General features: G+C 47.6%; 22 protein-coding genes. 14 read left to right on the top strand and 8 right to left on the bottom strand.

Annotated elements, in window-relative coordinates; genetic code table 11:
- Positions 1–97: 97 nt before the first annotated feature.
- The 4 genes from hemH (at position 98) to CA267_RS11680 (ending at position 4,854) form a co-directional block, all read left to right on the top strand.
- A complete protein-coding gene (gene hemH / locus CA267_RS11665; protein ID WP_075607320.1) occupies positions 98–1,177 on the top strand; it encodes a ferrochelatase in 1,080 nt (359 codons plus the stop codon).
- Positions 1,174–1,602, top strand: coding sequence for a DUF4112 domain-containing protein (locus CA267_RS11670; RefSeq protein ID WP_075607319.1), 429 nt, complete (start codon positions 1,174–1,176; stop codon positions 1,600–1,602). The genes hemH and CA267_RS11670 overlap by 4 nt, the downstream gene beginning before the upstream one ends.
- 174 nt (positions 1,603–1,776) lie before the next feature.
- Positions 1,777–3,417, top strand: coding sequence for an acetolactate synthase large subunit (locus tag CA267_RS11675; protein WP_075607318.1), 1,641 nt, complete (start codon positions 1,777–1,779; stop codon positions 3,415–3,417).
- 9 nt (positions 3,418–3,426) lie between these two features.
- Positions 3,427–4,854, top strand: coding sequence for an aldehyde dehydrogenase family protein (locus tag CA267_RS11680; RefSeq protein ID WP_075607317.1), 1,428 nt, complete (start codon positions 3,427–3,429; stop codon positions 4,852–4,854).
- Between the two features lie 9 nt (positions 4,855–4,863).
- On the opposite strand, the gene CA267_RS11685 is transcribed toward CA267_RS11680, so the two are convergent.
- Genes CA267_RS11685 through CA267_RS11695 form a run of 3 tightly spaced genes read right to left on the bottom strand, consistent with a single transcriptional unit; the run spans position 4,864 to position 7,860 of the window.
- Complete coding sequence (locus CA267_RS11685) at positions 4,864–5,220, bottom strand: DUF2237 family protein (protein WP_075607316.1); 357 nt, start codon at positions 5,218–5,220, stop codon at positions 4,864–4,866.
- 40 nt (positions 5,221–5,260) lie between these two features.
- Complete coding sequence (locus CA267_RS11690; RefSeq protein ID WP_075607315.1) at positions 5,261–6,853, bottom strand: cisplatin damage response ATP-dependent DNA ligase; 1,593 nt, start codon at positions 6,851–6,853, stop codon at positions 5,261–5,263.
- A complete protein-coding gene (locus CA267_RS11695; RefSeq protein ID WP_083638180.1) occupies positions 6,853–7,860 on the bottom strand; it encodes a ligase-associated DNA damage response exonuclease in 1,008 nt (335 codons plus the stop codon). Before CA267_RS11695 ends, CA267_RS11690 begins: the two co-directional genes overlap by 1 nt.
- Before the next feature lie 366 nt (positions 7,861–8,226).
- On the opposite strand from CA267_RS11695, the gene CA267_RS11700 reads away from it, so the two are divergent.
- Positions 8,227–10,665 carry a ligase-associated DNA damage response DEXH box helicase gene (locus tag CA267_RS11700; RefSeq protein ID WP_269748483.1) on the top strand — a complete coding sequence of 813 codons (2,439 nt, stop codon included), beginning with the start codon at positions 8,227–8,229 and terminating at the stop codon, positions 10,663–10,665.
- Positions 10,666–10,686: 21 nt separating this feature from the next.
- The gene (pdeM, locus tag CA267_RS11705; RefSeq protein WP_075607312.1) at positions 10,687–11,400 is read left to right on the top strand and encodes a ligase-associated DNA damage response endonuclease PdeM; all 714 of its coding nucleotides are present in this window, start codon (positions 10,687–10,689) and stop codon (positions 11,398–11,400) included.
- A 599-nt stretch (positions 11,401–11,999) separates the two neighbouring features.
- On the opposite strand, the gene CA267_RS11710 is transcribed toward pdeM, so the two are convergent.
- Positions 12,000–12,893 (bottom strand): carbon-nitrogen hydrolase, encoded by an 894-nt coding sequence (locus tag CA267_RS11710; protein WP_075607310.1) that lies wholly within the window; start codon positions 12,891–12,893, stop codon positions 12,000–12,002.
- Positions 12,874–13,953 carry an agmatine deiminase family protein gene (locus CA267_RS11715; protein WP_075609877.1) on the bottom strand — a complete coding sequence of 360 codons (1,080 nt, stop codon included), beginning with the start codon at positions 13,951–13,953 and terminating at the stop codon, positions 12,874–12,876. Before CA267_RS11715 ends, CA267_RS11710 begins: the two co-directional genes overlap by 20 nt.
- Before the next feature lie 561 nt (positions 13,954–14,514).
- Here CA267_RS11715 and folE point away from each other — a divergent pair.
- A complete protein-coding gene (gene folE / locus CA267_RS11720; protein WP_075607309.1) occupies positions 14,515–15,201 on the top strand; it encodes a GTP cyclohydrolase I FolE in 687 nt (228 codons plus the stop codon).
- A 64-nt stretch (positions 15,202–15,265) separates the two neighbouring features.
- On the opposite strand, the gene CA267_RS11725 is transcribed toward folE, so the two are convergent.
- Positions 15,266–15,475: a hypothetical protein gene (locus tag CA267_RS11725; protein WP_075607308.1), complete on the bottom strand. Its 210-nt coding sequence runs from the start codon at positions 15,473–15,475 to the stop codon at positions 15,266–15,268.
- A gap of 640 nt (positions 15,476–16,115) precedes the next feature.
- Between CA267_RS11725 and CA267_RS11730 the strand changes: the two genes are divergently transcribed.
- Positions 16,116–17,009, top strand: coding sequence for an ROK family protein (locus CA267_RS11730; protein ID WP_075607306.1), 894 nt, complete (start codon positions 16,116–16,118; stop codon positions 17,007–17,009).
- Positions 17,010–17,040: 31 nt separating this feature from the next.
- Here CA267_RS11730 and gloA2 read toward each other — a convergent pair whose 3' ends face one another.
- Entirely contained in the window at positions 17,041–17,442 is a 402-nt protein-coding gene (gene gloA2 / locus CA267_RS11735) for an SMU1112c/YaeR family gloxylase I-like metalloprotein (protein WP_075607305.1), read from the bottom strand.
- Between the two features lie 9 nt (positions 17,443–17,451).
- Positions 17,452–18,405, bottom strand: coding sequence for an aldo/keto reductase (locus tag CA267_RS11740; protein ID WP_075607304.1), 954 nt, complete (start codon positions 18,403–18,405; stop codon positions 17,452–17,454).
- Between the two features lie 197 nt (positions 18,406–18,602).
- Here CA267_RS11740 and CA267_RS11745 point away from each other — a divergent pair, with 197 nt between their 5' ends.
- From CA267_RS11745 to CA267_RS11770, 6 genes are all read left to right on the top strand, one after another.
- Positions 18,603–19,169, top strand: coding sequence for a lipocalin family protein (locus CA267_RS11745; RefSeq protein WP_321174003.1), 567 nt, complete (start codon positions 18,603–18,605; stop codon positions 19,167–19,169).
- A 48-nt stretch (positions 19,170–19,217) separates the two neighbouring features.
- Complete coding sequence (locus tag CA267_RS11750) at positions 19,218–19,781, top strand: PhnA domain-containing protein (RefSeq protein ID WP_217358030.1); 564 nt, start codon at positions 19,218–19,220, stop codon at positions 19,779–19,781.
- A 119-nt stretch (positions 19,782–19,900) separates the two neighbouring features.
- The gene (gene pyrC / locus CA267_RS11755) at positions 19,901–20,944 is read left to right on the top strand and encodes a dihydroorotase (protein WP_075607303.1); all 1,044 of its coding nucleotides are present in this window, start codon (positions 19,901–19,903) and stop codon (positions 20,942–20,944) included.
- A 32-nt stretch (positions 20,945–20,976) separates the two neighbouring features.
- On the top strand, positions 20,977–22,500 hold the full coding sequence (locus tag CA267_RS11760) for a substrate-binding periplasmic protein (RefSeq protein WP_170669055.1): 1,524 nt from the start codon (positions 20,977–20,979) through the stop codon (positions 22,498–22,500).
- 3 nt (positions 22,501–22,503) lie between these two features.
- The gene (dbpA, locus tag CA267_RS11765; RefSeq protein WP_075607301.1) at positions 22,504–23,883 is read left to right on the top strand and encodes an ATP-dependent RNA helicase DbpA; all 1,380 of its coding nucleotides are present in this window, start codon (positions 22,504–22,506) and stop codon (positions 23,881–23,883) included.
- A gap of 37 nt (positions 23,884–23,920) precedes the next feature.
- Positions 23,921–24,328 (top strand): ACT domain-containing protein, encoded by a 408-nt coding sequence (locus CA267_RS11770; RefSeq protein WP_075609874.1) that lies wholly within the window; start codon positions 23,921–23,923, stop codon positions 24,326–24,328.
- Positions 24,329–24,343 lie beyond the last annotated feature (15 nt).

Consider the following 24,343-nt stretch of genomic DNA (forward strand, 5'->3'; position numbering starts at 1 on the left):
AAGTAAGCGATTCCACTGCACTAGCCAGTGCATTGGTTCATGAGCTTGCTATAATCCCAGCAACAAAAACAAATAATTAGCGAAAGGTTGGGTTAATATGAAGTACAAAAGCAACGCCGGATTTTCACACTCACAGTCGGATAAACTGGGTGTGCTGATTACCAACCTGGGCACGCCGGAAAGCCCCACCTCAGGGGCGCTGAGGCCATATCTAAAACAGTTTCTTTCAGACCCTCGCGTGGTCGAAGTTCCTAAATTTATCTGGTGGGGAATATTGAATCTGGTGATCCTTAATATTCGTCCTAAGCGATCAGCTAAAGCTTATGCGTCAGTCTGGACCGACGACGGTTCTCCTCTCATGCACATCACCAAAGCGCAATGTCAGGCCCTGGCTGCGCGTTGTGCCCAAACTTACGGTGATGATGTGGTGGTTGATTTTGCGATGCGTTACGGAAATCCGGCGGTGGATGATGTTATAGAACGCATGCTGGCAAAAGGTGTGAGAAAGCTTATTGTGCTGCCATTGTATCCTCAGTATTGCGCTTCAACCACGGCCTCCACATTCGATGCTGTGGCAGCCGACTTCACCAAACGACGCTGGATTCCCGAATTACGCTTTGTTACCCATTATCATGATGATCCCGGGTATATCCAAGCGCTGGCTAACAAAGTACGTGCACATTGGGATGAACGCGGCAAAGCTGACATGTTAGTAATGTCGTACCATGGCATTCCCAAACGATATCTGCTCAACGGGGACCCTTACCATTGCGAATGTCATAAAACCTCGCGCTTGTTAGCCGAGGCACTTGGTTTGCAGGAAACTCAATACATGACAACTTTCCAGTCACGGTTTGGTCGCGAAGAGTGGTTACAGCCTTACACCGATTTTACGATGAAAGCACTTCCCGGTAAGGGAGTGAAATCAGTGCAGGTGGTGTGTCCGGGGTTTTCTGCAGATTGTCTGGAAACCATTGAAGAAATTGGCGAGGAAAACAGAGAATATTTTATGGCGGCAGGCGGGGAGCGCTACGAGTATATTGAAGCGTTAAACAGCGATCCTGAGCATATTGAAGTAATGTTTAATTTAGTTGAGCAAAATCTTAGTGGCTGGCGTATAGAAAAGAATATGATAACGCGCCAGAGACTGGCGCAAGCACTGGGAGCCACTGAGTGACATCAACCTCGTCTCAAGCCAATGCGCCTAAGGAGCTGCTACAGGCGCAGCGTTGGGCGAACACATTAGATTCTGCATTCAAACTACCCTTCATTCCCTTTCGTGTAGGTATGGATTCTATCGTTGGTCTCGTTCCCGGTTTAGGCGATGCGGTTATGTTACTTGCGTCACTTCGAATTGTCTGGCTAGGTAAGAAGATGGGTATGCCGAAGGCGCTGGTGACCAGCATGGTGCGAAAGTCCATGATTGACTTCGGCATTGGCTTTGTTCCTTTTGTGGGGGACATTGCCGACTTTTTCTATAAAGCTAATCGCGCAAATGTGCGGACGATGGAAAAATGGTGGGTAGCCCAGAATAAAAATTCTGTGGATAGCGCTACTCAGGGAAAGCTCAAAGCCTGGGAAGCGGGATTGTCTGACGCCTAAACAGGCCGATTTCTTTCGCTGTTCTTTGCCATTTACTCTTAGCCCATCTACCCTTCTTTTTCAACTAATCGTTTTACTGCGTTTTCCCGTAGCCTATTACAACAATTTTCAGGTGTTAAGCTGGGCCACGTTTTTCCCGACGCTATGCACCCCAACAAAGGAGCAGCACTCAGGATGAAAGCCTCTGATCTGTTTGTAAAAGCGCTGGAAGCTGAGGGTGTCGAATATATCTTTGGTATTCCGGGTGAAGAAAATTTAGATTTATTGGAATCCTTACGCTCGTCCTCTATCAAGCTTATTCTGACCCGGCACGAACAGGGCGCAGGTTTTATGGCCGCTACTTATGGTCGGCTTACGGGAAAAGTGGGTGTGTGTTTATCGACCTTGGGTCCCGGTGCCACTAATCTTGTCACTCCTGCGGCATACGCACAGCTTGGGGCTATGCCGATGATGATGATCACAGGCCAAAAGCCCATTAAAACCAGCAAGCAAGGCCGCTTTCAGGTTATTGATGTAGTCGATATGATGCGGCCAATCACCAAATACACAACGCAGGTGGTGAGCGGCGACCGCATTCCTTCAATTGTGCGCGAAGCCTTTCGCATTGCCCATGAAGAACGTCCTGGCGCAGTGCATATTGAGCTTCCTGAAGATATTGCCGACGAAGAAACGACGATGCCCTTGCTCAAGCCCAGCTTATCGCGCCGCCCTATAGCCGAATATAAGGCCATTAACGCGGCCGTGGATATGATTGAAAAGGCCACCTCTCCCATATTACTGATTGGTGCTGGCGCAAATCGCAAATTAACGGCGAAAATGCTGCGGGAGTTTGTGGATGAAACACGTATACCGTTTATTACTACGCAAATGGGCAAAGGCGTGCTTAATGAAAGCGACCCACTGTTTGCGGGAAATACCGCGCTGTCAGATGGTGATTTCGTCCACCGCGCAATAGCTCGAGCAGATCTTATCATTAACGTCGGGCACGACGTGGTAGAAAAGCCGCCGTTTTTCATGCATCACGATGGCAAAAAAGTGATTCATATTAACTTTGAACCCGCAGCGGTGGATCCGGTCTATTTTCCCCAGTTAGAAGTGGTAGGCGATATTGCCAATAGTATCTGGCAGATAAAAGAAGGCGTTGACCCACAATCCGGTTGGAAACTCGATTTTTATAAAGACGTACATGAAGCTTACGTATCTCATCGCGATGAAGCTGAAAATGACGATCGCTTTCCCATACTGCCCGAACGTTTTGTAAAAGATGTACGTAAAGTTATGCCAGAAGACGGCATTGTTACTTTAGATAACGGCGTGTACAAGATTTGGTTCGCACGTAATTATCCCGCTTATGCGCCCAACACCATTTTGTTGGACAATGCGCTGGCGACAATGGGGGCTGGGTTGCCGTCGGCGATGGCGGCAAAGCTGGTACATCCTGATAAGCCTGTTCTGAGTGTGTGTGGGGACGGCGGGTTCATGATGAACAGCCAGGAACTGGAAACTGCTGTCCGGCTAAAGCTGGATATAGTAGTGGTGATATTACGGGACGACGCTTACGGCATGATTAAATGGAAGCAGGCGCACATGCAAATGGACGACTTTGGGTTGGATTATGGTAATCCCGATTTTGTGAAATATGCCGAAAGCTACGGTGCAAAAGGATGGCGAATTGATCAAACCAATGGATTAATTCCTTGTTTGGAAAATTGTCTGCAGACACCGGGAGTCCATGTTATTGACTGTCCGGTTGATTACAGCATGAACGACGAAACGTTGAATCGGACCATACGCGAATTAAGCAATAGACTCTAAGGAGCTCCTATGTTGAAGGAAAGTTATCCCTATTATCTGGCGAATGAACCTGTTTTCGCCAATCAGGATCTGGAAGTTACCAATAAATATTCTGGCGAGGTCGCGACGAGAGTAGCCAAAGCCGACGCCGCTACCATCGATAAAGCGATAGCCGCTGCTGAAAATGCGCAAAAAGCAATGACCGCGATGGCGCCATATCAGCGTAAAGCGGTGCTGGATCATTGCGTAAAACGCTTTACTGAACGTGCTGACGAGCTGGCAAAAGCATTATGCATAGAAGCAGGTAAACCGATAAAAGATGCGAAAGGCGAAGTAGGGCGGTTAATTGATACCTTTCGAATTGCCTCCGAAGAAAGCGTAAGAATTAATGGTGAGGTCATTAACCTGAGAATATCTGAGCGAACAGACGGCTATCAGGGAATGACCAAGAAGGTTCCCATCGGCCCTTGCTCGTTCATTTCTCCGTTTAACTTTCCATTAAACTTGGCCGCGCACAAGGTCGCTCCTGCTATAGCCGCAGGCTGTACTTTTGTGCTTAAACCGGCTTCCCGCACGCCCATTGGGGCGCTCATTATTGGTGAAGTACTGGCGGAAACCGATTTGCCAAAAGGCGCATTTTCCATTCTTCCCTGTAGCCGCGATGGCGCAGATTTGTTTACTACCGATGAGCGGTTAAAGCTATTAAGTTTTACCGGATCGCCGGATGTAGGTTGGGCGTTAAAAGCAAAAGCCGGTAAAAAGCCAGTGGTACTTGAGCTAGGCGGTAACGCAGCCTGTATTGTAGATGAAGACGCCGATCTTAAAGATGCTATCGACCGCATCATCGTGGGTGCCTATTATCAGTCCGGACAAAGCTGCATCAGCGTGCAGCGTTTACTGGTTCACAAAAATATTTATGATGATTTCAAGCAGCAATATGTCAAACGGGTTGCTGAACTGGTATCTGGCGATCCACTGAAGGAAGATACTTTCATCGGGCCCATGATTGCAGAGTCTGAAGCAGAGAGGCTGGACAACTGGATTCAGGCGGCAGTGAAAGCGGGGGCTAATCTGTTATGCGGAGGAAAACGTAAAGGAGCGATGCTGGAAGCCACAGTATTGGAAAATGTGCCTGCAGATGCCGATGTGAATGCTGAAGAGGCGTTCGGACCGGTATCGGTATTGTCCTCATTTGACGACTACGATACTGCGCTGGTAGAAGCGAATAATAGTCGGTACGGCTTACAAGCTGGCGTATTTACGCGGGATCTTTATAAAGCTCAAAAAGCTTGGGATGTACTGGAAGTCGGCGGGGTCATCATTGGCGATGTACCGAGTTGGCGGGTCGACAATATGCCTTACGGCGGCGTGAAAGATTCCGGCCTAGGTCGTGAAGGGATCCGCTATGCTATCGAAGATATGACTGAAACACGGCTGTTGGTGATTCGTACGCCATAGTAACTAACTTTATTTGGCATAAAGTTCAAGGACTGCAAGCGGAATTACATCAAGAGCCTTTTCGTGCGTCGCAGCCAGATTGACTCTTGGCGCGGCGCCAGCTTCGTAGGCTTGTAGCCAGCGGGCTGCGCACAGGCACCATTTATCTCCGGGTTTGAGCCCGGCGAAAGACAAGTCCGGCCGCGGCGTTATTAAATCATTTCCCTGATTGATAGAAAAATCCAAAAATGGTTCATCAACAATCGCGCACACACTGTGGTTGCCGACATCAGAAGCGGGAACATAACAAAAACCTTCCCGTGTAAAACCGGAATTGCCGCAACATAACTGTAGCGGTTTACCGTAGACATTCTTTGCATTTGCCATTCTGTGCTCCTGCTAATATTCCTGAAGGGTTTATACTAACTCACTCTTCGTGGGCTTGCTCTTCAATCATGGCCTGCAATGTTGCCAGGGAATCGGCTTCATTTGCCGGTTTATCCCAACGAATTCGATAAAACCGAGGGAAGCGCATTGCGACGCCTGACTTATGCCGGGTTGAGGGATGTACAGCATCAAACGCAATTTCCACCACAAGCTGCTTTTCTACTTCACGTACTGGACCGAACCTACCGATGCTGTGCCGACGAACCCAATTGTCGAGCTTTTTAAGCTCTTCATCGGTAAAGCCAGAGTACGCTTTACCTACCGGCAATAGCGTATCTTCCTGCCAAGCGCCGAAGGTAAAATCCGAATAGTAGCTCGACCTTTTCCCGTGCCCACGCTGGGCATACATAATAACTGCGTCAATATGTTTAGGATCGCGCTTCCACTTAAACCACAACCCTTTTGGCCTTCCTGGTACATAAGCGCTGTCCTTGCGCTTTAGCATCAAGCCCTCTACCGACGTATTTTCAGAAGCATGCTGATGTAAAGCCAGTAGCGCTTCCTGATTTTCTACCGATAAGGTTTCAGATATATGCACTCTTTCTGAATGACCGGCTTCCAACCATTGACGAAGATGAGCGTATCTTTGCGTTAACGGCTCGGAGAGTAGCGAGTCTTTTCCGACCTGTAGAATATCATAAGCGATTAAACCGGCCGGTAATGATGTCATCAGCTTTCGGCTCGGCTTTTTCTTATTGAGGCGTTGCTGTAAGGCATTAAAGGTATCCACCTGATCGCCGTGCATTACCAAAAGCTCGCCATCTAGCACTACGTGACCATCGATAGTGTCGAGTAAGTCTGGAAAGGACGAGCTGATATCGTCACCGGTGCGACTAAACAGGGCCTTTCCGTGAGGTGTACTGACTAGCTGAACCCTTATACCATCATACTTATATTCTACCTGCCATTCGTCAGGCTTAAGTGTGTTGAGAAGGCTATCCTCAACAGGATGCGATAGCATGACCGGATGAAACGTTACCTGCTCGGTCATATCCGGCTTATCGGCTTTTCCTTCAAGCCAGTTGAGCAAAGGAAGGTACGGCGGTTCAACACCATGCCACAAGGCTTCTATTTCAGTAACATTGACGTTGCCAAAGGTCGCCAACACTTGCTTGATACTGCGCGCTGACATACCTATACGCAGACCGCGGGTGCCCAGTTTGATTAACGCCCAGCGTTGTTGCGCGGTCATAATGTTGAGATAGTGCGTTAACAGAGGCTTCACTTCATGTCGTTGCGCATGCTGAAATTGCGACACGATTTCTGAAAGAGCCGGTAGCGGCGTTTTGGCAGCTTGTTCGCTGGCGGGCCACAAATGCGCGACAGTCTCGCTCATCTCCCCAACATAATCGTAACTCAGTTCAAAAAGAACTGGATCAATACGTTCCAGCATAAGCTGCTTTACTGCATTGCGTTTGAAAAAATCAAACCGTAACGTGCCCGCGATGGCGGCAATTGCCCAACCTCGATCTGGATCAGGAGTGTTATTTAAGTAATCTAACACCAGCGCCACTTTGGCGTTGTGACTGCTAGTAAAATAGAGTTGTTCCAGTAAATTACTGAATGCTTCCATTACCCCGTTTCTTCCTCATCATCGTACCCAAGCAAAGATAACGCTTTTGCAGCAAATCCCATTTTGGTAGCTTGGTGCACCAGCGCATCTTCACGCCCGTGAGTTACCCAGACTTCAGATGGTGCCACTTCCTCTAGTGTGCGTACCAGTTCAGGCCAGTCGCAGTGATCGGAAATGATTAACGGCAGTTCCGCCTGACGCTGACGTGCCCGCGCGCGGACCTGCATCCAGCCAGAGGCCATAACAGTGCGTACCTGGGGAAGCGAACGAGACCAACGATCAGCAAGTGCTGAAGGTGGGGCCAGAACAATTTCTCCTGCCAGAGAAGATTTATCCTCGACATCACTTACCGCGATAAGCTCTCCTAAATCAAGGTCGTACCGCTGGTAGAGCTCGCAAAGTTTAATTAACGCGCCGTGGAGGTAAATTGGCTTATGGTAACCCGCTTGTCTTAAACCCAGAATCACGCGTTGGCATTTTCCCAATGCATATGTACCCACTAAGTGGCAACGATCGGGAAAAACTGATAGCGAAGCCAGCAGTTTATCGATCTCATGAGTAATAGGAGGGTGGGTAAATACTGGTAAGCCAAACGTGGCTTCTGTAATAAAGACATCGCATGGCACAACTTCAAACGGTAGGCAGGTGGGATCATGGCGTCGTTTGTAATCGCCAGACACCACTAACGTGCTGCCGCGGTATTCCAGTCTTACCTGACACGATCCGAGAATATGTCCGGCGGGAAAGAGCGTCATACTAACCGGATCATCACTTTTGCCTAACATTATCGGCTCATACAACGCTACAGCCTTTGTGGATTGCGCCATATCCTCGCCGTATCTGGTGCGCATAATATCCAGCGTAGGTGAACTTGCAAAAACGTGAGTATGTCCCGCTCTCGCGTGATCGGCATGTCCATGAGTAATAACTGCATTTTGTACTGGCTGCATAGGGTCGATATAAATATCCGCCGGTTTGCAGTACAAGCCTTCAGGCTCTACCGTCATCCAGAGTTTTGGGTGCAAAAGCGCTCTCCAAGACAATTATAAAGTCGGCTGCGCAGTGCAGGTAAGACTTTCAACATACAATACATCGCGGGCTCTTTCTTGGCTTGGGCAAACCAAATAATTGCGCCTGTTCAGAAAAGTGGTTATCAGTCCTATACGGGATTTATCAGATTTTGGTTGCTTGGCGGCAGTAAGTGCGGCGGTAGCCACGGATTAAATTCCTAATTAACCTCTGCGAACTGAGCGACTTTTGAAGTTGATGCCAAGCAGAATATTCTCAACTTCCTTTGCGGTACGGTAATCTGGACAACAGGAAGCCACGTAATATTGGTAAAACAGAGAACGGATTAGGTTATTCTTCCACAAATATTTTCCCGATGGTTCAATGACAAAGGCTGGCAGCTTCGCGATTATCAGTTAAAAATGTTGAAGCACGCACCGAATCACGCCGCTACGCTGCTTATTGCGCCTACCGGCGCAGGTAAAACCTTATCCGGTTTTTTGCCATCACTGGTATCACTGTTTAACTCTCCCAGGCAAGGTTTGCACACCTTGTATATCTCCCCGCTTAAAGCGCTTACGCAGGATATACATCGCAACTTAGAAGTTCCTGTCGCGGATATGAACTTACCGGTTACTATTGAAACCCGTACCGGCGATACCCCTTCCTACAAGCGTCAGCGCCAGCGCAAGAAGCCGCCCAATATTCTTCTTACTACGCCTGAGTCATTAATGCTTTTGCTCTCTTATGCTGATGCGCCTGAGATTTTTGGTCACCTGCAAACGATAATTATTGATGAAGTGCATAGCTTGGTGGCAAATAAGCGCGGTGATTTCACCACCCTGGCATTATCCCGCTTACATGCCCTTTCACCCAATGCCAATCGTATTGGACTTTCCGCCACCGTTGCCCAGCCAGAGGCGCTGGCTGCGTGGTTAGGCAAGACCGGCGAACCCGCCAGTATAATAAAAGTGGATGCTCCCGTAGCGCCTGCCGTAACCATGCTCAAAAGTGAAGCGCGCATGCCGTTCGGGGGATTTATGGCACGTTATGCGATTCCTGAAGTCTATGCAGCAGTTGAAAAATCCCGTACCACATTAGTTTTTGTAAATACGCGCGCTCAGGCAGAGCTGGTGTTTCAAATGTTATGGGAAGAGAACCGAGCTGCATTACCTATAGCGCTATATCACGGTTCTCTTAGCAAGGAGCAACGCCGCCGCACCGAAAGTTTCATGAGTGCGGGTAAGCTGCGCGCGGTGGTCTGTACTTCTGCGCTGGAGCTGGGAATCGACTGGGGGGATGTGGATCTGGTTATTCAAATTGGGGCCCCGAAAGGAGTGAGCCGACTACTGCAAAGGATTGGCCGCGCCAATCACCGGCTTGATGAGCCCAGCCAGGCTTTACTTGTCCCCGCTAATCGGTTTGAAGCGCTGGAGTGTCAAGCGGCCATGGACGCCATCGCACAAGGCCTGTTGGATGGTGAAGCGCCAATCGCTGGCGCCATGGACATTTTGCCGCAATTTATCGTTAATTGTGCATGCAGTGCTCCTGCCATGCCTGATGAAATTTATGCCCAGGTACTTGATGCGCCGCCCTATCAAGGGATTTCTCGGCAAGAGTTTGACAAGCTTTGGCAATTTACCGTCGATGGAGGCTACGCCTTGCGTGCCTATGAACGATACCGGCGATTGGTAAAAAATGAAGAGGGCGCTTTTTATCCTGCCTCGAAAAGAATAATCCAGCGGCATCGCCAGAATATAGGAACTATTGTAGAAGCGGGGCGACTAAAAGTTAAGCGCATCCGCAGAGGCAATCAGGGTAAGATTATCGGTGAAGTTGAAGAGCATTTCGCCCAACAACTTGTTCAGGGCGATACCTTTTTTTTCGCCGGTGAAGTACTGAAGTTTGAAGCTATTCGAGACATGCAGCTACATGCGCGACCTTCAAAGGGCGGGGAGCCAAAAATCCCCAGCTATGCTGGCGGCCAGATGCCTCTATCCACATTTCTGGCAGAAGGGGTAAGGCATATATTGGATACACCTGAAAACTGGGATTCCCTGCCTGCGCAGGTACTGGAGTGGCTGACATTGCAGTCTGCATTTTCTCGCTTACCCGATAAGAAGCATGTGCTTATCGAACAGTTTCCCTATCGCAAAATGAACTATACGTTGTATTACACTTTTGAGGGGCGAAAAGCCAATCAAACGTTGGGCATGTTGTTAACGAGACGGATGGAAAAACTGCATCTGAAGCCTCTGAGTTTCAGTGTAACAGATTACGGGCTATCGATTTGTAGTGTGGAAAAAATCAGCGTTACGCAATTAGATGAACTCTTTCAACCCGATATTCTTGGAGACGAACTGGAAAACTGGATGCTCCATGCACCAATGTTAAAGCGGTCATTCCGTCAGGTGGCGGTGGTAAGTGGACTGGCTGAACAAAACTACCACAGCACCCACAAAACCATGAAGCAGGTGACGTTTTCAACGGACCTCATTTACGACACCTTACGCGAATACGACCCTGACCATATTCTGCTGGCGGTAACGCGAGCCGATGCGGAGCGGGAGTTACTGGACCTGAAGCGTTTGGCCGATATGCTAATTCGATTTGCAAATAATACCGTGCTGATAGATTTACCGAAAGTCTCTCCAATGGCTATTCCTATTGTGCTGGATGTGCGTAGTGAACAAATTAAAGGAGCCGGCGCACATGCGTTGATGGAACAAGCAGATTTGTATGCTGAAGCGGAATCTTTAATGGATGATGTCAGGGCCATACTGGCAGGAAATGTGGCGTCTTAACCTGGTTGTAAGGAGGTTAACATGGCAGTAAATGAGAGTTGGCTGGCGGCGAAGTTAAAAGCCCGAGCGGTACTGCCGCTGGCTTTCGCGGGCGAAACATGGTTAATGGACGGGCGCTGCGCTTTATATCATCCGGCTAAACGAACCCTCGTGGTGTCTGATTTGCATCTGGAAAAAGGCAGTTTTCTCAGCAGTTTTGCCCACCCTTTACCCCGTTTAGATACCCGTGCCACTCTTACGCGGCTAGCGTCGCTCCTTGATGATTACCAGCCCACAGCCGTAATCTGCCTCGGCGACAGCTTTCACGATAAGCTCAGCGTTAACCGTATGAGCAGTGCGGACATAACAATTTTGCTTGATCTTGTGAACAACAGTCCTTGCTGGAACTGGGTACTGGGAAATCATGATCCTCATATTCCCGATACGATTCCCGGGGAACGCGTAGCGGAAATAATCTGGCCGAACCTGCGGCTGTGCCATGAACCTTTAGCCAAACCGTCACCCAAACCGCAGTTGCTCGGACACTTCCACCCAAAATGCAAAATTGCTGTTAATCGGCAGCGGTACCAGGGCCGGTGTTTTCTAAAATCTTCTCGCTATCTTGTCTTACCCGCATTTGGACAATATACAGGCGGCCTGAATGTAAATCATGAGGCGCTGCTGGAATTGGTACCGAAGAAAGAGCGTGAGTGCTTCATGGTATTTGAAGGCGCCGTTTATGCGGGTGGAGGATAACTAAAACCTGTACTAAGACACAGTAGTCGAGGGCAACTACAACCGGTAGTCTGGTCTCATTGTAGAGCAACCTTTAATCTTAATGCTTACGGAAAGAAAGTGCCCAATTTGCGAAGGGGCAAGTATATGCATGCGCGCGTTAGCAAACGACAAATCTGCACGTTGCAAAGGTTGCGGTAACGCGATTCAAGTACACGCAGGTTGGCTGTTTGCCCTTTGTTTTGCGATAAGCGCAACATGTTATCTTTGTTTTGAACTACGTTTTTACGTCTTAGGTTCAGGCCTGTTTTTCTTGATGATTACACTAATTACGGGGCGAGACATTTTAGCTGTTCGCTGGATGCCCCTTGCTAAGGCTAAGCGGGGAACCGGGCTGGTGTAGTAGAAGATGGAAGGGGAAAAGCCCGGGCAGAAAGTGAGAACAATAGTTTTCAGACAATCATTTCTGCCAATGACCCATTACCGAGGCATTACACTTTTCAGAAAGTTAAACAAGCGCCACCTTTAGAAGTTGGCGCTTGTAACCTAACTGATCAGAATTTAGAGAGGTCAGTTATTCCCGATTCAGATCAAACAGGAAGAGCAACTGGGACAGAGAGCTAGTCGCGCCAGCGCTTAGTGAGGTCGTCGTATGCGTCGATGCGACGGTCGCGGAAATACGGCCATATCCTTTTAACTTTTTCCGTTCTGGTTAAATCCAATTCGACTGACAGAGTTTGTTCTTCCGAATCGGTCGCCTGAGCTAAAATTTCACCTTGAGGACCAGTAATAAAGCTTTGACCCCAAAACTGGATCCCCGCGTCTCCCTCAATTGGCGATGCTTCAAACCCCGTACGGTTAGCCACTATCACTGGTACCGAATTAGCGACTGCATGAGAACGCTGAATAGTTTGCCACGCATTAAACTGGCGGTCGCGCTCTGATTCGGTATCAGTTAAATCCCAGCCAATAGCGGTTGGATAAAATAACAAATCGGCGCCAGCCATTGCCATAAGTCTTGCTGCTTCCGGGTACCACTGATCCCAGCACACCAGCACGCCCAACTTCCCTACGCTGGTATCAATGGGCGTAAAGCCGGTATCTCCCGGTGTAAAATAGAATTTTTCGTAAAATCCGGGATCATCAGGAATATGCATTTTCCGGTATTTACCCGCAATTTCCCGGCTACGATCAAACACCACCGCGGTATTATGGTAAAGGCCTGAGCCGCGTTTCTCAAAGAGTGACGTTACCAGAACGATATTGTGCTTTTCTGCAACTTCACCAAAAAAAGCAGTGGCATCACCGGGAATGGGCTCTGCAAGGTCGAAGGCATTAGTGTCTTCCTGCTGACAAAAATACAGCGTGCTGTGAAGCTCTTGTAACAAGATACATTCGCAACCCTCTTCAGCTAGCTTCGCAATTTGTTTGGCACTTTTATTCCAGTTTGTCGCTTTATCATTATTGGCGACGGATTGCTGGACAACACCAACTTTAAGGGTTTTCGGTCGCATAAATAGACACTCCTTTTTTCAGTTGTGCTAACACACTTTCTTTTAACGTATGTTGTGGCACCTGCATGGAAATACAATGCAAACTACCGAACTGTTTTACTAAGGTAGCGCAATTTATTGGCACCACACTGTGATGAGGAAATGCCCGTTGAACAATGGCAATGGCCTCACCATCTTCAGGTTGTTCATATACCGGCAACAGTACAGCCCGATTACAGATCAGAAAGTTGGCGTATGATGCAGGTAATCTTTCACCATCATCGTTAAACAGTTCGGGTAGCGGCAAACGAAACTGTTCGTGATCAGGAAACGCCTTTTCACACTCCTCGCAAAGTGCAGATAAGCCAGCATAATGACTATCATCAGGACGGTTATCCGCCGTCTGAATTACCAGGCCTTTATCAGGCGTAAAACGCACCAGAGTATCAACATGGCCGTCTGTATCATCGCCCTCAAGATGCCCTTGATGAAACACGGTAACTTGCTGACACCCAAGCACATCTTTGAATGTTTCAGTGTATTGCTCCAGCGTCTTATCACCGTTTCGTTTCGGGTTCAGCAGGCATTGTGCGGTGGTAATAAGATGGCCCTCGCCATTTATTTCCAAGGCACCGCCTTCCGCCACCACAGGGCTGGTGCGCATGGGAGCGGTACACAGCTGAGCCAGATAACGCTGATTTACCCGATTATCCTCCGTGGCGTCAAACTTCTCACCCCACCCGTTAAAGCGAAATTCAACGGGTTGTCCCAAGGGTTCGCCGTGGTTATCGCCGCGGCAGGTAAGAAACCCGTAGTCACGCATCCAGGTGTCATTGTAGGTAGCGGGAATAAGCATGATTGCCGCATCAGCAGGAAGCTGCTGTTTTAGCTCATCGATATCATCAGGATGACAAAGCATTATCACTCCTGCATTAAACTGATTAACAGCATTCACGATTTGCAGATACGTAGCGCGTGCCTTCTCCAGCCAAGGCGCCCAGTCAGTCTTGGCGTGGGGCCATGCCAGCATTACGGCATCAATTTCTTCCCATTCGGGGATCAGGGGTCGCGTTGAATTCATAGCGTTACTCAAAAACAGGGTTGACAGCAATTATAGCGACCTCTGCCAGACTCTCCAATCGCTTGCGAACACTCATTTCATTAATTCTTATTTTTGTTCCTGGTTTGTTCATTTTAAGATTACCAGTCAGGCGCACAAAGTGACATGCACAAGATATCGCTATCCCTGCAGAAAGCCGATAGATAAACAAAAAGGCAGAGCAAGCTGAATTCAATGCGTAACCCGTCGTCAATGAGTCGCCGGAACTGAAAGATAATGATAAAATCCGCTTTTGAAGTGGAAGCGCCAGCGTTTATTAATTGCTCAACTGCACGTTTCCAAATTGGATATGTTATAATCAGGGGGCAGCGTGAGTGGGGAAGTCAAGAGCGATATTTCCACTACACTCGCCTGCGGTAAGACTAAGGAGTGTCTATACGAGTCTCCTTCGCAGCAGAGTTTGTAATACCTCTGTTTGTGCTGATAGATAATTTAATTAATTTTTCATGGTGAGTGTAAGGCTGGACCTTCTGCGTAAAAATGCCCTAGAGCTGTACCATGATGTAGTGTCGGAATAGGTTAATGTTAGCAAAAGAAGCCGTTGTTGTGCGTGGCGCACTTGATCCTGCTATTTCTAAAGAAGCGTTACTGGTCAGGCATGCTCTGGAAGCTAAAGGCTTAGAAACGCCAATGATTAATACAGGCTTGTCTGATGAAGATAAGCGTTCTCGCATTGAAGCGGCAATGAGCGACATCATGGACACGTTGGGGCTGGATAGACGTGACGATAGTCTGTCTGACACGCCTAAACGTATTGCGAAAATGTATGTGGACGAAATTTTCTCTGGATTAGATTATCGGAAATTCCCTAAAATCACCCAGATCGAAAATAAAATGCAGTTAGATCAGCCTGTGCAGGTGTCAGATATCAGTCTTGTCAGTACCTGCGAACATCATTTTGTGACTATTGACGGAACTGCCTCTGTTTCCTATATCCCCAAACATACGGTTCTAGGCTTATCGAAAATTAATCGCCTGGTAGGTTTTTTTGCGCAACGGCCACAGGTGCAGGAGAGACTGACTCAGCAGGTGATGGTAGCTATTCAAACGTTAACGGGAAGCGATGATGTAGCAGTGAGTATTAATGCCACTCATTATTGCGTGAAAGCGCGCGGGATAAGAGATACCCATTCCTACACCAGAACGTCAGCATTAGGTGGGAAATTTACCACCGATGCCGATTTAAGAAGAGAGTTTTTTATGCGATAACAGCAAAAGCGTATTTCGTGTGCTGTTTCACCCATAAGTATCGGATAGAAAAGATGCGCGCCGGTTAACTTATTGCGTTATCTGGCGCAGCAACAGAAACAACCAGATTAATCTGATCTCCAATCCCATCTGCGGGCACGATTTCCAGATTGGCCCCACATTCACTACATTTTGTGTATTGCTCTTTATACATATTCCGAATGCAGTCATGTTCAATTTCATTTATATGATTGCAATGCGGGCACATGTATTCATGTTGCTCATTCGCATTCATGATGTTTCCTATGGTTAACGTGATCGCTATTACCAATCCCTTGTAATCTACTAACGCGATCAATCCAATATTGCCATTTCCCTCACACAGAAAGCTTCTAACGAGCTATGGATAACGCCTGTGTCTCGGTCCGACCTAATAACTATAGCCGAGTTTCGAAAAATGAGTTTCTTATAAAAACTATTTAGCTAACGTTATACGGTTACAGGAAGAAAAAGTTTGGAGAAGTCGGACGATTTAGTCCGAAACCTACCAAGGAAAGATTTTTAGGAGAGGACGCGAATAAGGTTAAGCTACGAGTTATCCTAACCTTTCTTCGGGCGCGACTTTTTTAGTCGTTTGAGCTGCGCCAATTGCGTTCGATTTTGCCCACTAAACCTTTACGAAACTGGCTTACCAAAAGTTGGAAAATTCTCGCGCTGAGAGAGCACATTTAAGATGGATTACTATTACTGCAAAGCAGCCATGATAATATGGACAAGTCTTGTCCATAAAGAAAGTGCGTGGCAGTATTCTCCTATTCTCAATATAGTGGCTGCGGACAAATGTCAGTTCTGTAATTATGAACCTCTTAGAGTTGATAACACATGTTTGCTAAAACTAATTTTGCTCCTGCTGGTAGCTTTCAAGGTTGGTATATATGGCGTTAACGGATGATTATTACGCTGTGGTAGAAGCTGGTGGCACTAAATTTATCTGCGCCATTATAGATAAAGACAGAAATATTCATGCTCAAGTCAGAATTGCCACTACGTCACCTGATGAAACGCTGGCACGGGTTATTGATTTCTTCCAGACGCATATCGCTGCTGGTTATATCTTCAAGCGATTGGGTATTGCCAGTTTTGGGCCGTTGGACTTAAACCGAACGTCTGCCACTTTCGGCAGTATTACAAAAACGCCGAAATCGAGCTGGATTAATACACCCCTGGCAAGACGTCTGAGCCAGGCGTTGGCCTGTCAGGTAGCCGTTGATACAGATGTAAATGCCGCGGCACTGGCTGAATATAAGTGGGGAGCGGCGCAGGGAGCGTCAGTAGCAATATATATCACTGTGGGAACCGGCGTAGGCGGCGGTGTGGTTATTGACGGGAAGCCGCTTCACGGTGTGGTTCACCCCGAAATTGGGCATATGCTTGTCGTTGCTCCAGCAGGACAAAAAGGAATCTGTCCGTTTCATCAAGACTGTGTTGAGGGACTGGCTTCGGGGCCGGCATTGGAAAAAATCTGGGGGCAGCCTTCCGACACCTTGCCAGATGATCATGAGGGGTGGGGGAGTCTGGCAGATGTTATGGCACAGATGTGCCATAACCTGATGGTATGCTACAGCGCGCAAAAAATCATAATCGGCGGCGGGGTTATGCAAAGAACTGGGCTGATCGAAAAAATTATAGTGAAATGCGAGCGTTCACTGCACGAATACATAATGTTTCCAGATAATTTATCGTTAGCCAATATAATTTGCGCGCCAGGTCTGGGAACATATTCCGGTTTGTTAGGCGCGTTAGCGTTGATAGATCATCAATCGGCTTAACGCGCGACCAAATTGACGGTTAACTCTCCATTTACGCTGGATGCGTTTGGTGCATCTCGTAAAGCTCCAGCGGCAATCCATCAGGATCGGCAAAAAAGGTAAATTTTTTGCCAGTGTAAGGATCTATGCGAACGGCTTCACATTCCACCCGGTGCGACTTTAACCTTTCTATGACACTCTCAATATTCCTTACCCGAAACGCCAAATGGCGTAAGCCTTGAGCTTCGGGACGGGATAAACGAGGAGGACTGCCGGGAAACGAAAATAATTCGATTTGCGTTCCATCGGGTAAGCCAAGGTCGCACTTAAAGGATTCCCGCGCTTCCCGGTAATTTTCAGCAATAAGCTGGAAACCCAGTATTTCGGTATAAAAGTGCTTTGACTGAGGGTAATCTTTGCAAATTATTGCGACATGGTGAATGCCTTCAAGCATGCAATTCTCCTAAGGTAATTCCTGGCCTCTGGCGGTTTCCAGCAGCGCATACCAGTGCCCTCGTTCGAGGATAAGATCTTTAACTTGTGCGCAGGCTTCTATACGTTTCACATTAGTTGTTCCAATAACGGGTTGAATGCCAGCAGGATGGCGAGTCAACCAACCCAGTACAATAGCTTCCTTAGAAACACCATAATCTGCGGCCAGCTTGCTCACCAAAGCGGCAGTGGCGTTGGCTGCTTCATCTTCTGTCGCCGCACCAGTGTACTTGCCTTGCGCCAGACTTCCCCAAGCCTGAAGTTGCACGCCATGCTGCATACAATATTCAAGAGTACCAGGCGCATAGCCACTATCGCGATTGTACACACTGCCAGTGGTGATGCCGTCTTCCACCCAGTCACGAAACCCTAAGCTCATTTCGAGTTGATTAGCAACAATAGGAGTATTCAACGCGCTTTGCAAAAATTGGATTTGCTGGCTGTGCATATTCGAAACACCAACGTGCTTAATTTTGCCGGCTTGAATCAGTGACATCAGCACATCGGCAACTTCTTCCAGCTCCATTAACGGATCCGGTCGATGAAGTAAAAGTATATCCAGACATTCAATATTAAGACGCGAAAGACTTCCTTCGACACTTTGTTGTATCCAGTCAGCTGAGAAATCGTAGCGCTTTGGTCCTTTCTCATCTTCAAAGCGTATTGCACATTTAGACTGGATGATCATCTTATCGCGTAGGGAGGGAGCATCTGCTAATACCTTCCCAAACGCCGTTTCAGCCTTATTGAACGTATAAATATCTGCATGATCGAAAACATTGATACCCAAACCCAGCGCCTTCTCGATTATGGCTTGGGCTTGCTTTATCTCTGCTTGTGTAACAGGGTTTTGGTCCCATTTTCCGCCGAGCCCCATGCAACCATAGATTAACCGGCTGGCGTGAGGAAAGTATTTATTTAACATACGAGTATTTAACCTGAAACTAAATATAAAACAAAATCCAAGCCTATCATGGACCTAAAATTTTCTGCAGTATTTCTAACAGTTTTAAACAAGAGTCTCGCATTTCTACTATTGGGTGCACCGAGAGCAAACGACTTATGGTGGCTGAGATTCACCAGCAGAATCTTAATATTTAAAAATGTGCGAAGGAGTCAGTTGTGAAAAGTTTTCCGTTTGTAAGTGTGTTTATTGCTGTTTGTTGCCTTATCATGCTCTCTTGTACGGGAAAGCCAGAACAAGTTACACCGGTCAGCCCGTTTAATATCAAAAAGTATCTGGGGAAATGGTATGAAATTGCTCGATTTCCCCATAGTTTTGAAGAAGGCTTAAGCCATGTTACCGCCACCTATTCAGTGCGAAAAGATGGTGGCATTGATGTACTAAACAAGGGCTTTAACGATGATGCCCAAAAGTGGGAAGAAGCAAAGGGTGAAGCGTACTTTGTCGAAGATGAAAACACCGGTTATTTAAAGGTTTCCTTTTTTGGCCCTTTTTATGCCAGCTATATTATCGTTGCGCTTGATCAAGCGGATTATCAATATGCCTTGGTAACGGGCCCCGATAAGGAATATCTATGGGTGCTTTCCCGTACGCCTGAACTGGATGAAAAGATTGTAGATAAACTGTTGAAAAAGGCTCAAAGCCTTGGCTATGACTTAGGCAAAATAATCTATGTGGACCAATCTGCAATGCCGTCCGCTATGCAAGATAAACCTAACGCCTAAACCCGTGATACAATTTATTCTTCTGATAATGAGATGACAGGATGAATTGTGTTAGAAGAAAGAGTCATGGCGCGTGCGGGTGGGGCGTGTGAACTGTGTGGCAGTGCTAATGATTTAGCTGTTTATCTGGTGCCTTCCTCACCCTCCGAGGATTCAGATACTGCCATTCTGGCTTGTGGTGACTGTCGAAGCCAGTTAAATAATGAAACTGAAATTGACATGAACCATTGGCGGTGTTTAAACGATGCTATGTGGTCTCAAGTCCCGGCAGTGCAGGTTGTATCCTGGCGAATGCTGCACAAACTAAGTGGTGAAACCTGGGCACAGGATTTGCTGGATATGATGTATCTTGACGACGCCACCAGACAGTGGGCGGAAGCGGGAACTGCTAATCTGGACTGTGAGCCGACGCTGGACGTTAATGGAACATCACTCATGCCAGGAGATAACGTACATCTGATTAAAGATCTCAATGTTAAAGGTGCCAACTTTACCGCAAAGCGCGGAACGGTGGTGCGAAACATCAGCTTGAGTGATAATCCGGCGCACATTGAAGGAAAAGTAAACGGTACCCGCATCGTTATTATTGCTGCGTATACCAAGAAATCCTGACGCGTTGCCTCAACAGGACAAAGCTGAAAAGGACAGAAGACCTCCCATGTTTAGTGCGGGGTCTTTCGATTTGAGGCATAATAACGCCGTTTTCAACGCAAGCGAAAGGGCGAATATTCATGCAAAAAATCACACTGCGTACTCCAGACGATTGGCATCTGCATTTCAGAGATGATGACATGCTCGCAGAAACAGTGCCCGCAACTGCGCGGTGCTTTGCTCGCGCTATTGTCATGCCGAATCTGGTACCGCCTGTAACCACAGCTTCGCTGGCGATGGAATATAAAGCTCGAATTCTTGCAGCTCGACCTGTTAACAGCACCTTTGAACCGCTTATGACACTGTATCTGACGAATCAGACTTCTCCTGATATGGTTCGCGAAGCCAAACAAGCCGGTGTGGTTGCGTGCAAGCTGTATCCAGCTGGCGCTACCACGAATTCTGCGGCTGCGGTTACCGGTATAGAATCGCTTTACCCGGTGTTTGAAACCATGCAGGAAGTCGGCATGTTATTGTTGGTGCACGGGGAAGTGACAGAAAGCCATGTGGACATTTTCGATCGAGAAAAGATTTTCATCGATACTCATTTAGGCCCAATTACAGAAGCGTTCCCTGATCTCAAAGTGGTGTTTGAGCATATCACCACAGCTGAGGCAGCTGATTTTGTTAATGCTGCTTCTGCAAATGTCGCCGCCACTATTACGCCGCAACATTTACTTCTCAATCGTAACGATTTACTGGTCGGGGGCGTGCGTCCGCATAATTATTGCTTACCTGTACTTAAGCGCAATTCTCATCAACAGGCGTTACGAGAAGTCGTGGCGAGCGCATCGCCAAAATTTTTCCTGGGGACGGATTCTGCCCCACATGCAAGACATAAAAAAGAAAACGCGTGCGGGTGCGCAGGTTGCTATAGCGCCTGGAGCGCAATCGAATTATATGCCGAAGTCTTCGATCAACTGGGTATACTTGACAGACTGGAAGGTTTCGCAAGTGACTTCGGAGCGAACTTTTACGGTCTACCTAAAAATGAAGGAACCATTACGTTAGTGGAGCAACCTTGGCAGGTTCCTGAACTGGTAACACTGGCAGATGGTACGGAAATGGTGCCTTTTTATGCAGGAAAAACGTTGCGCTGGAAATTGGAAAGCGTGCTCAGCTAATGCGCTTCCTAACGGCCTTGATGCTTTTTTGCATGTTAGAAGCATTTTCTGGCAAAGGCCAGGCTGTAGAAGATACAATTGACGTAGTGAGTTCGCCGCTACCTGTTTTTGCTGAAGTGAACAGTAACGGCCAGTTGACCGGCTATTCGGTGGAGCTGGCCCGCGCGATTTTGCAGCAGGCGGGCCTGCGCGGAGAATTTCGTGCGATGCCTTTGGCTCGCGTGTTGTTGCGGATGCAGAAACATCCCGCCACGCTAGCGACAGCCATCGCGCGGACACCGGAACGAGAAGACAAATTTTACTGGATAACGGCAATTACCGCTAATCCAGCCACACTTTTTATCAAAGCATCGTCATCTTTAAACAGTCATAAGGAAATGGCGCTAAGCGATATAAAAACTGTGGCGGTGGTGCGCGACGACTTTCGAGAAGATATTTTAAAAGAAAACCGCGTTGAGAGCATTATGCGCGTTAGCACCTGGAAGCAGGGTGTTGAAGCAGTATTAAAAGAAAGGGTAGAAGGTCTATTTTTCTCACAAATGGGGCTGGCGTTAGTTTGTGAGAGAAGCCATCTTAACTGCCAATCTCTGGTGCCGGTGAATGTGCAGAAGGCGTCACTGAGCTATCTGGCGCTTCCAAAGACTGCGGAAAATCAAGCGTTAGCGACGCGCTTAATTGAAGCCGCTGCACAATACAAGCTGTCTACCGGTTTTCAGAAACTTGTTGCCGGGGCATTGCTCCAGCTAAAGCGTTTTGGTCTGGAAGTATCTGAACGTGATGGCGTGCTTGAAATTATAGGACGTTATCAGGTACTTAAGAGTGAAGACTTATGGGTAATTGCCGACTTAGCCCCGTATTTTGCGGAACTGAATAGTCGTGGTGAAATAGAAGGTTACGCCGCTAGATTGGTACGCGAAATACTGGCTGAAGCGGATCTCCAGCAGGAGTTGCTTGCCGCGCCCTGGGAAAGAATTTTGCGTGAATCTAAAAATAAACCAAACGTATTGGCTTTCGCCGTGGCTCGAACAGCGGAAAGAGAAAACCTCTTTCACTGGATAACGCCGTTAACTCAAAACATGCACGGCCTTTATGGGCAGGAAAATATTCGGTATAAGCGGTTGTCTGAAATTCCTAAAGAAAAACTGATTGCTGTCCTAAAGCAGGATTATCGCAGCAAGCTGGTACAGGAAGCATGGCTGAAGCGACAAGAGTTTGAAAGCTGGAATGCAGCCACAGATGCTGTGCTAAAAGGGGCGGTGGATTATATTTTTGCTTCCGATGGCGCAGTACAATTTAGCTGCCAACAAATGGCAATCTTTTGTGCCAGTATTCAACTGGTAATGGATTTTAAACGAATCACTACTTATCTCGTAGTGTCCAAGCAAGGAACTAATCCGTTATTAGTGGAAAAATTACGTCAAGCTGCGGTAAAGGTTAAGCATTCCGACTCATATAAACAGTGGTCATCGGTATGGAGCCGTGACATGAACAACGAATTTGCGGTTCCACTTCATATTGAAAATGGTGTCGTTAAATTATGGAAATCTACAGAGTAAACCATGACAGCATTTTCAACATTAAGTATCAACAGCGCTATTCTTTCTTCGCTTGATCAGCAATCTTTAACCATGATGACGCCTGTTCAGTGTGCAACATTGCCAGACTCTCTGGCTGGCAAAGATATTCTGGCGCAAGCGCAAACAGGAAGCGGCAAGACAGTCGCTTTTGCAGTGGCAGCGCTCAATAAAATCGATCTTACCCGGCTGGAGCCACAGGTTTTAATTCTTTGCCCTACAAGAGAACTGGCAGACCAGGTTGCAGAGCAGATCCGGCGGGTAGGGCGGCAGATGCCAAACCTTAAAGTGGTGGCATTGTGCGGCGGCCAGTCTATTGGCCCTCAGATCAAGTCATTACAGTTTGGTTGTCATGTTATTGTCGGTACCCCCGGACGGTTGATGGATCACTTAGGTAAACGGCGGTTAGCTTTATCCTCCGTAAAATGGCGCGTGCTGGATGAAGCAGATCGCATGCTGGATATGGGATTCGCTGATGATGTTGCCGCGCTCTTCGGCCAAACTGATAAAAACGCCCAAACGTTGTTGTTCTCCGCCACCTATACATCCGAGATTGAAGCTTTAGCGAAAACCTATCTTTCCAATCCGGTGGTGTATAAGCAGGAAGCGCGGGCGGAAACCCAGCCTGATATTGAACAAATGGTTTATCGGGTGACGCCGGGTACGCGTAAGCTGGCGCTGAAGGCGGTGTTGACTCACTATCAGCCGAAGAAGGCAATTGTGTTTTGTAACACTCGCCTTCAGGTGAACGAAGCTGTGCAGGACTTACAAGCGTCAGGATTTACTGCGGGCATGCTTCAAGGCGAAATGACGCAGCCTCAACGCACTGAGGTGCTGGTTCAGTTTGCCAGTGACGCCTTGCCCGTGCTGGTAGCTACCGATGTGGCAGCGCGGGGGTTGGATATTGCCGATGTGGATTGTGTAATTAACTTTGCGGTAAGCGAAGAGCCGGAAGTTCATATCCACCGAATTGGCCGCACGGCACGCGCTGGTGCTTCTGGCAAAGCATTTACGTTGTGTAGCGAAGAAGAGCAGTCTTTTTTGCTAAAAATTCAGCTTCTAATGGGCAAGGATATTAACAGTGTAGGAGCTCAAAGTTTACGTTTTCATGCGAATCGCATAGTCGAACCTGAGTATGTATGTATTGCTGCGGGGGCTGGCAAAAAGCAGAAACTGCGCCCGGGGGACTTTTTAGGATCGTTGACGCAAGATGCACAAATTCCGGGTGATGATATAGGTAAAATTACGGTACAGAGCGCTCAAAGTTACATTGCAATAAAATTGCGAAGCGTGAAGCGGGCTATGCGCCATTTCAGGGAAGGAAAAATCAAAGGAAAACGTGTAAAGGCCCGTAAAGTTGAATAGAAACGTTAGTCGCTGAAATTTAAGGAAGGCTATGTCCATGCAAGGCGAGACTGAATTAATTACGTTGCTTAACCAGCTAAACCCAAAGCTGGACCCGAAGCATTACGTTTTTGTCAGTGTAGAAGATTCGGCTTTTTCAGCCTTTGGGGTTCCTGAAGTGCGAGGGTGGTTTCGTGAGTCTGAGGGTATAACGCTAATTTGCGAGCAACATTTTGCGGAGAGTAATAACTGGCAGTACGCAGGAGTATTTCAGTGCATTACCTGCCATGTTCACTCCAGCCTTAACGCTGTAGGTATGACCGCAGCAATTTCTGCGGCTTTAGCTCGCCGAGAGATAAGCGCCAACGTTGTTGCAGCCTATTTTCACGATCATATTTTTGTTCCTATGGAAAAGGCTGAACAAGCGGTAAAAGCAATGCAAAGCGTTTCTGCAGGCCAACCATAGACACTTATACTTTAC

The sequence above is a fragment of the Alteromonas pelagimontana genome (assembly GCF_002499975.2).
GTDB lineage: Bacteria > Pseudomonadota > Gammaproteobacteria > Enterobacterales > Alteromonadaceae > Alteromonas > Alteromonas pelagimontana.

Bases quoted from the DNA above. Each gene is read 5' to 3' on its own strand.
- CA267_RS11760 (WP_170669055.1), top strand. From the start codon at position 20,977: ATGTTAGAAGCATTTTCTGGCAAAGGCCAGGCTGTAGAAGATACAATT.
- CA267_RS11740 (WP_075607304.1), bottom strand. From the start codon at position 18,405: ATGTTAAATAAATACTTTCCTCACGCCAGCCGGTTAATCTATGGTTGC.
- CA267_RS11690 (WP_075607315.1), bottom strand. From the start codon at position 6,853: ATGGAAGCATTCAGTAATTTACTGGAACAACTCTATTTTACTAGCAGT.
- CA267_RS11770 (WP_075609874.1), top strand. From the start codon at position 23,921: ATGCAAGGCGAGACTGAATTAATTACGTTGCTTAACCAGCTAAACCCA.
- CA267_RS11725 (WP_075607308.1), bottom strand. From the start codon at position 15,475: ATGAATGCGAATGAGCAACATGAATACATGTGCCCGCATTGCAATCAT.
- pdeM (WP_075607312.1), top strand. From the start codon at position 10,687: ATGGCAGTAAATGAGAGTTGGCTGGCGGCGAAGTTAAAAGCCCGAGCG.
- folE (WP_075607309.1), top strand. From the start codon at position 14,515: ATGTTAGCAAAAGAAGCCGTTGTTGTGCGTGGCGCACTTGATCCTGCT.
- gloA2 (WP_075607305.1), bottom strand. From the start codon at position 17,442: ATGCTTGAAGGCATTCACCATGTCGCAATAATTTGCAAAGATTACCCT.
- CA267_RS11695 (WP_083638180.1), bottom strand. From the start codon at position 7,860: ATGACGGTAGAGCCTGAAGGCTTGTACTGCAAACCGGCGGATATTTAT.
- hemH (WP_075607320.1), top strand. From the start codon at position 98: ATGAAGTACAAAAGCAACGCCGGATTTTCACACTCACAGTCGGATAAA.
- CA267_RS11675 (WP_075607318.1), top strand. From the start codon at position 1,777: ATGAAAGCCTCTGATCTGTTTGTAAAAGCGCTGGAAGCTGAGGGTGTC.
- pyrC (WP_075607303.1), top strand. From the start codon at position 19,901: ATGCAAAAAATCACACTGCGTACTCCAGACGATTGGCATCTGCATTTC.
- CA267_RS11715 (WP_075609877.1), bottom strand. From the start codon at position 13,953: ATGAATTCAACGCGACCCCTGATCCCCGAATGGGAAGAAATTGATGCC.
- CA267_RS11680 (WP_075607317.1), top strand. From the start codon at position 3,427: ATGTTGAAGGAAAGTTATCCCTATTATCTGGCGAATGAACCTGTTTTC.
- CA267_RS11685 (WP_075607316.1), bottom strand. From the start codon at position 5,220: ATGGCAAATGCAAAGAATGTCTACGGTAAACCGCTACAGTTATGTTGC.
- CA267_RS11730 (WP_075607306.1), top strand. From the start codon at position 16,116: ATGGCGTTAACGGATGATTATTACGCTGTGGTAGAAGCTGGTGGCACT.
- dbpA (WP_075607301.1), top strand. From the start codon at position 22,504: ATGACAGCATTTTCAACATTAAGTATCAACAGCGCTATTCTTTCTTCG.
- CA267_RS11710 (WP_075607310.1), bottom strand. From the start codon at position 12,893: ATGCGACCGAAAACCCTTAAAGTTGGTGTTGTCCAGCAATCCGTCGCC.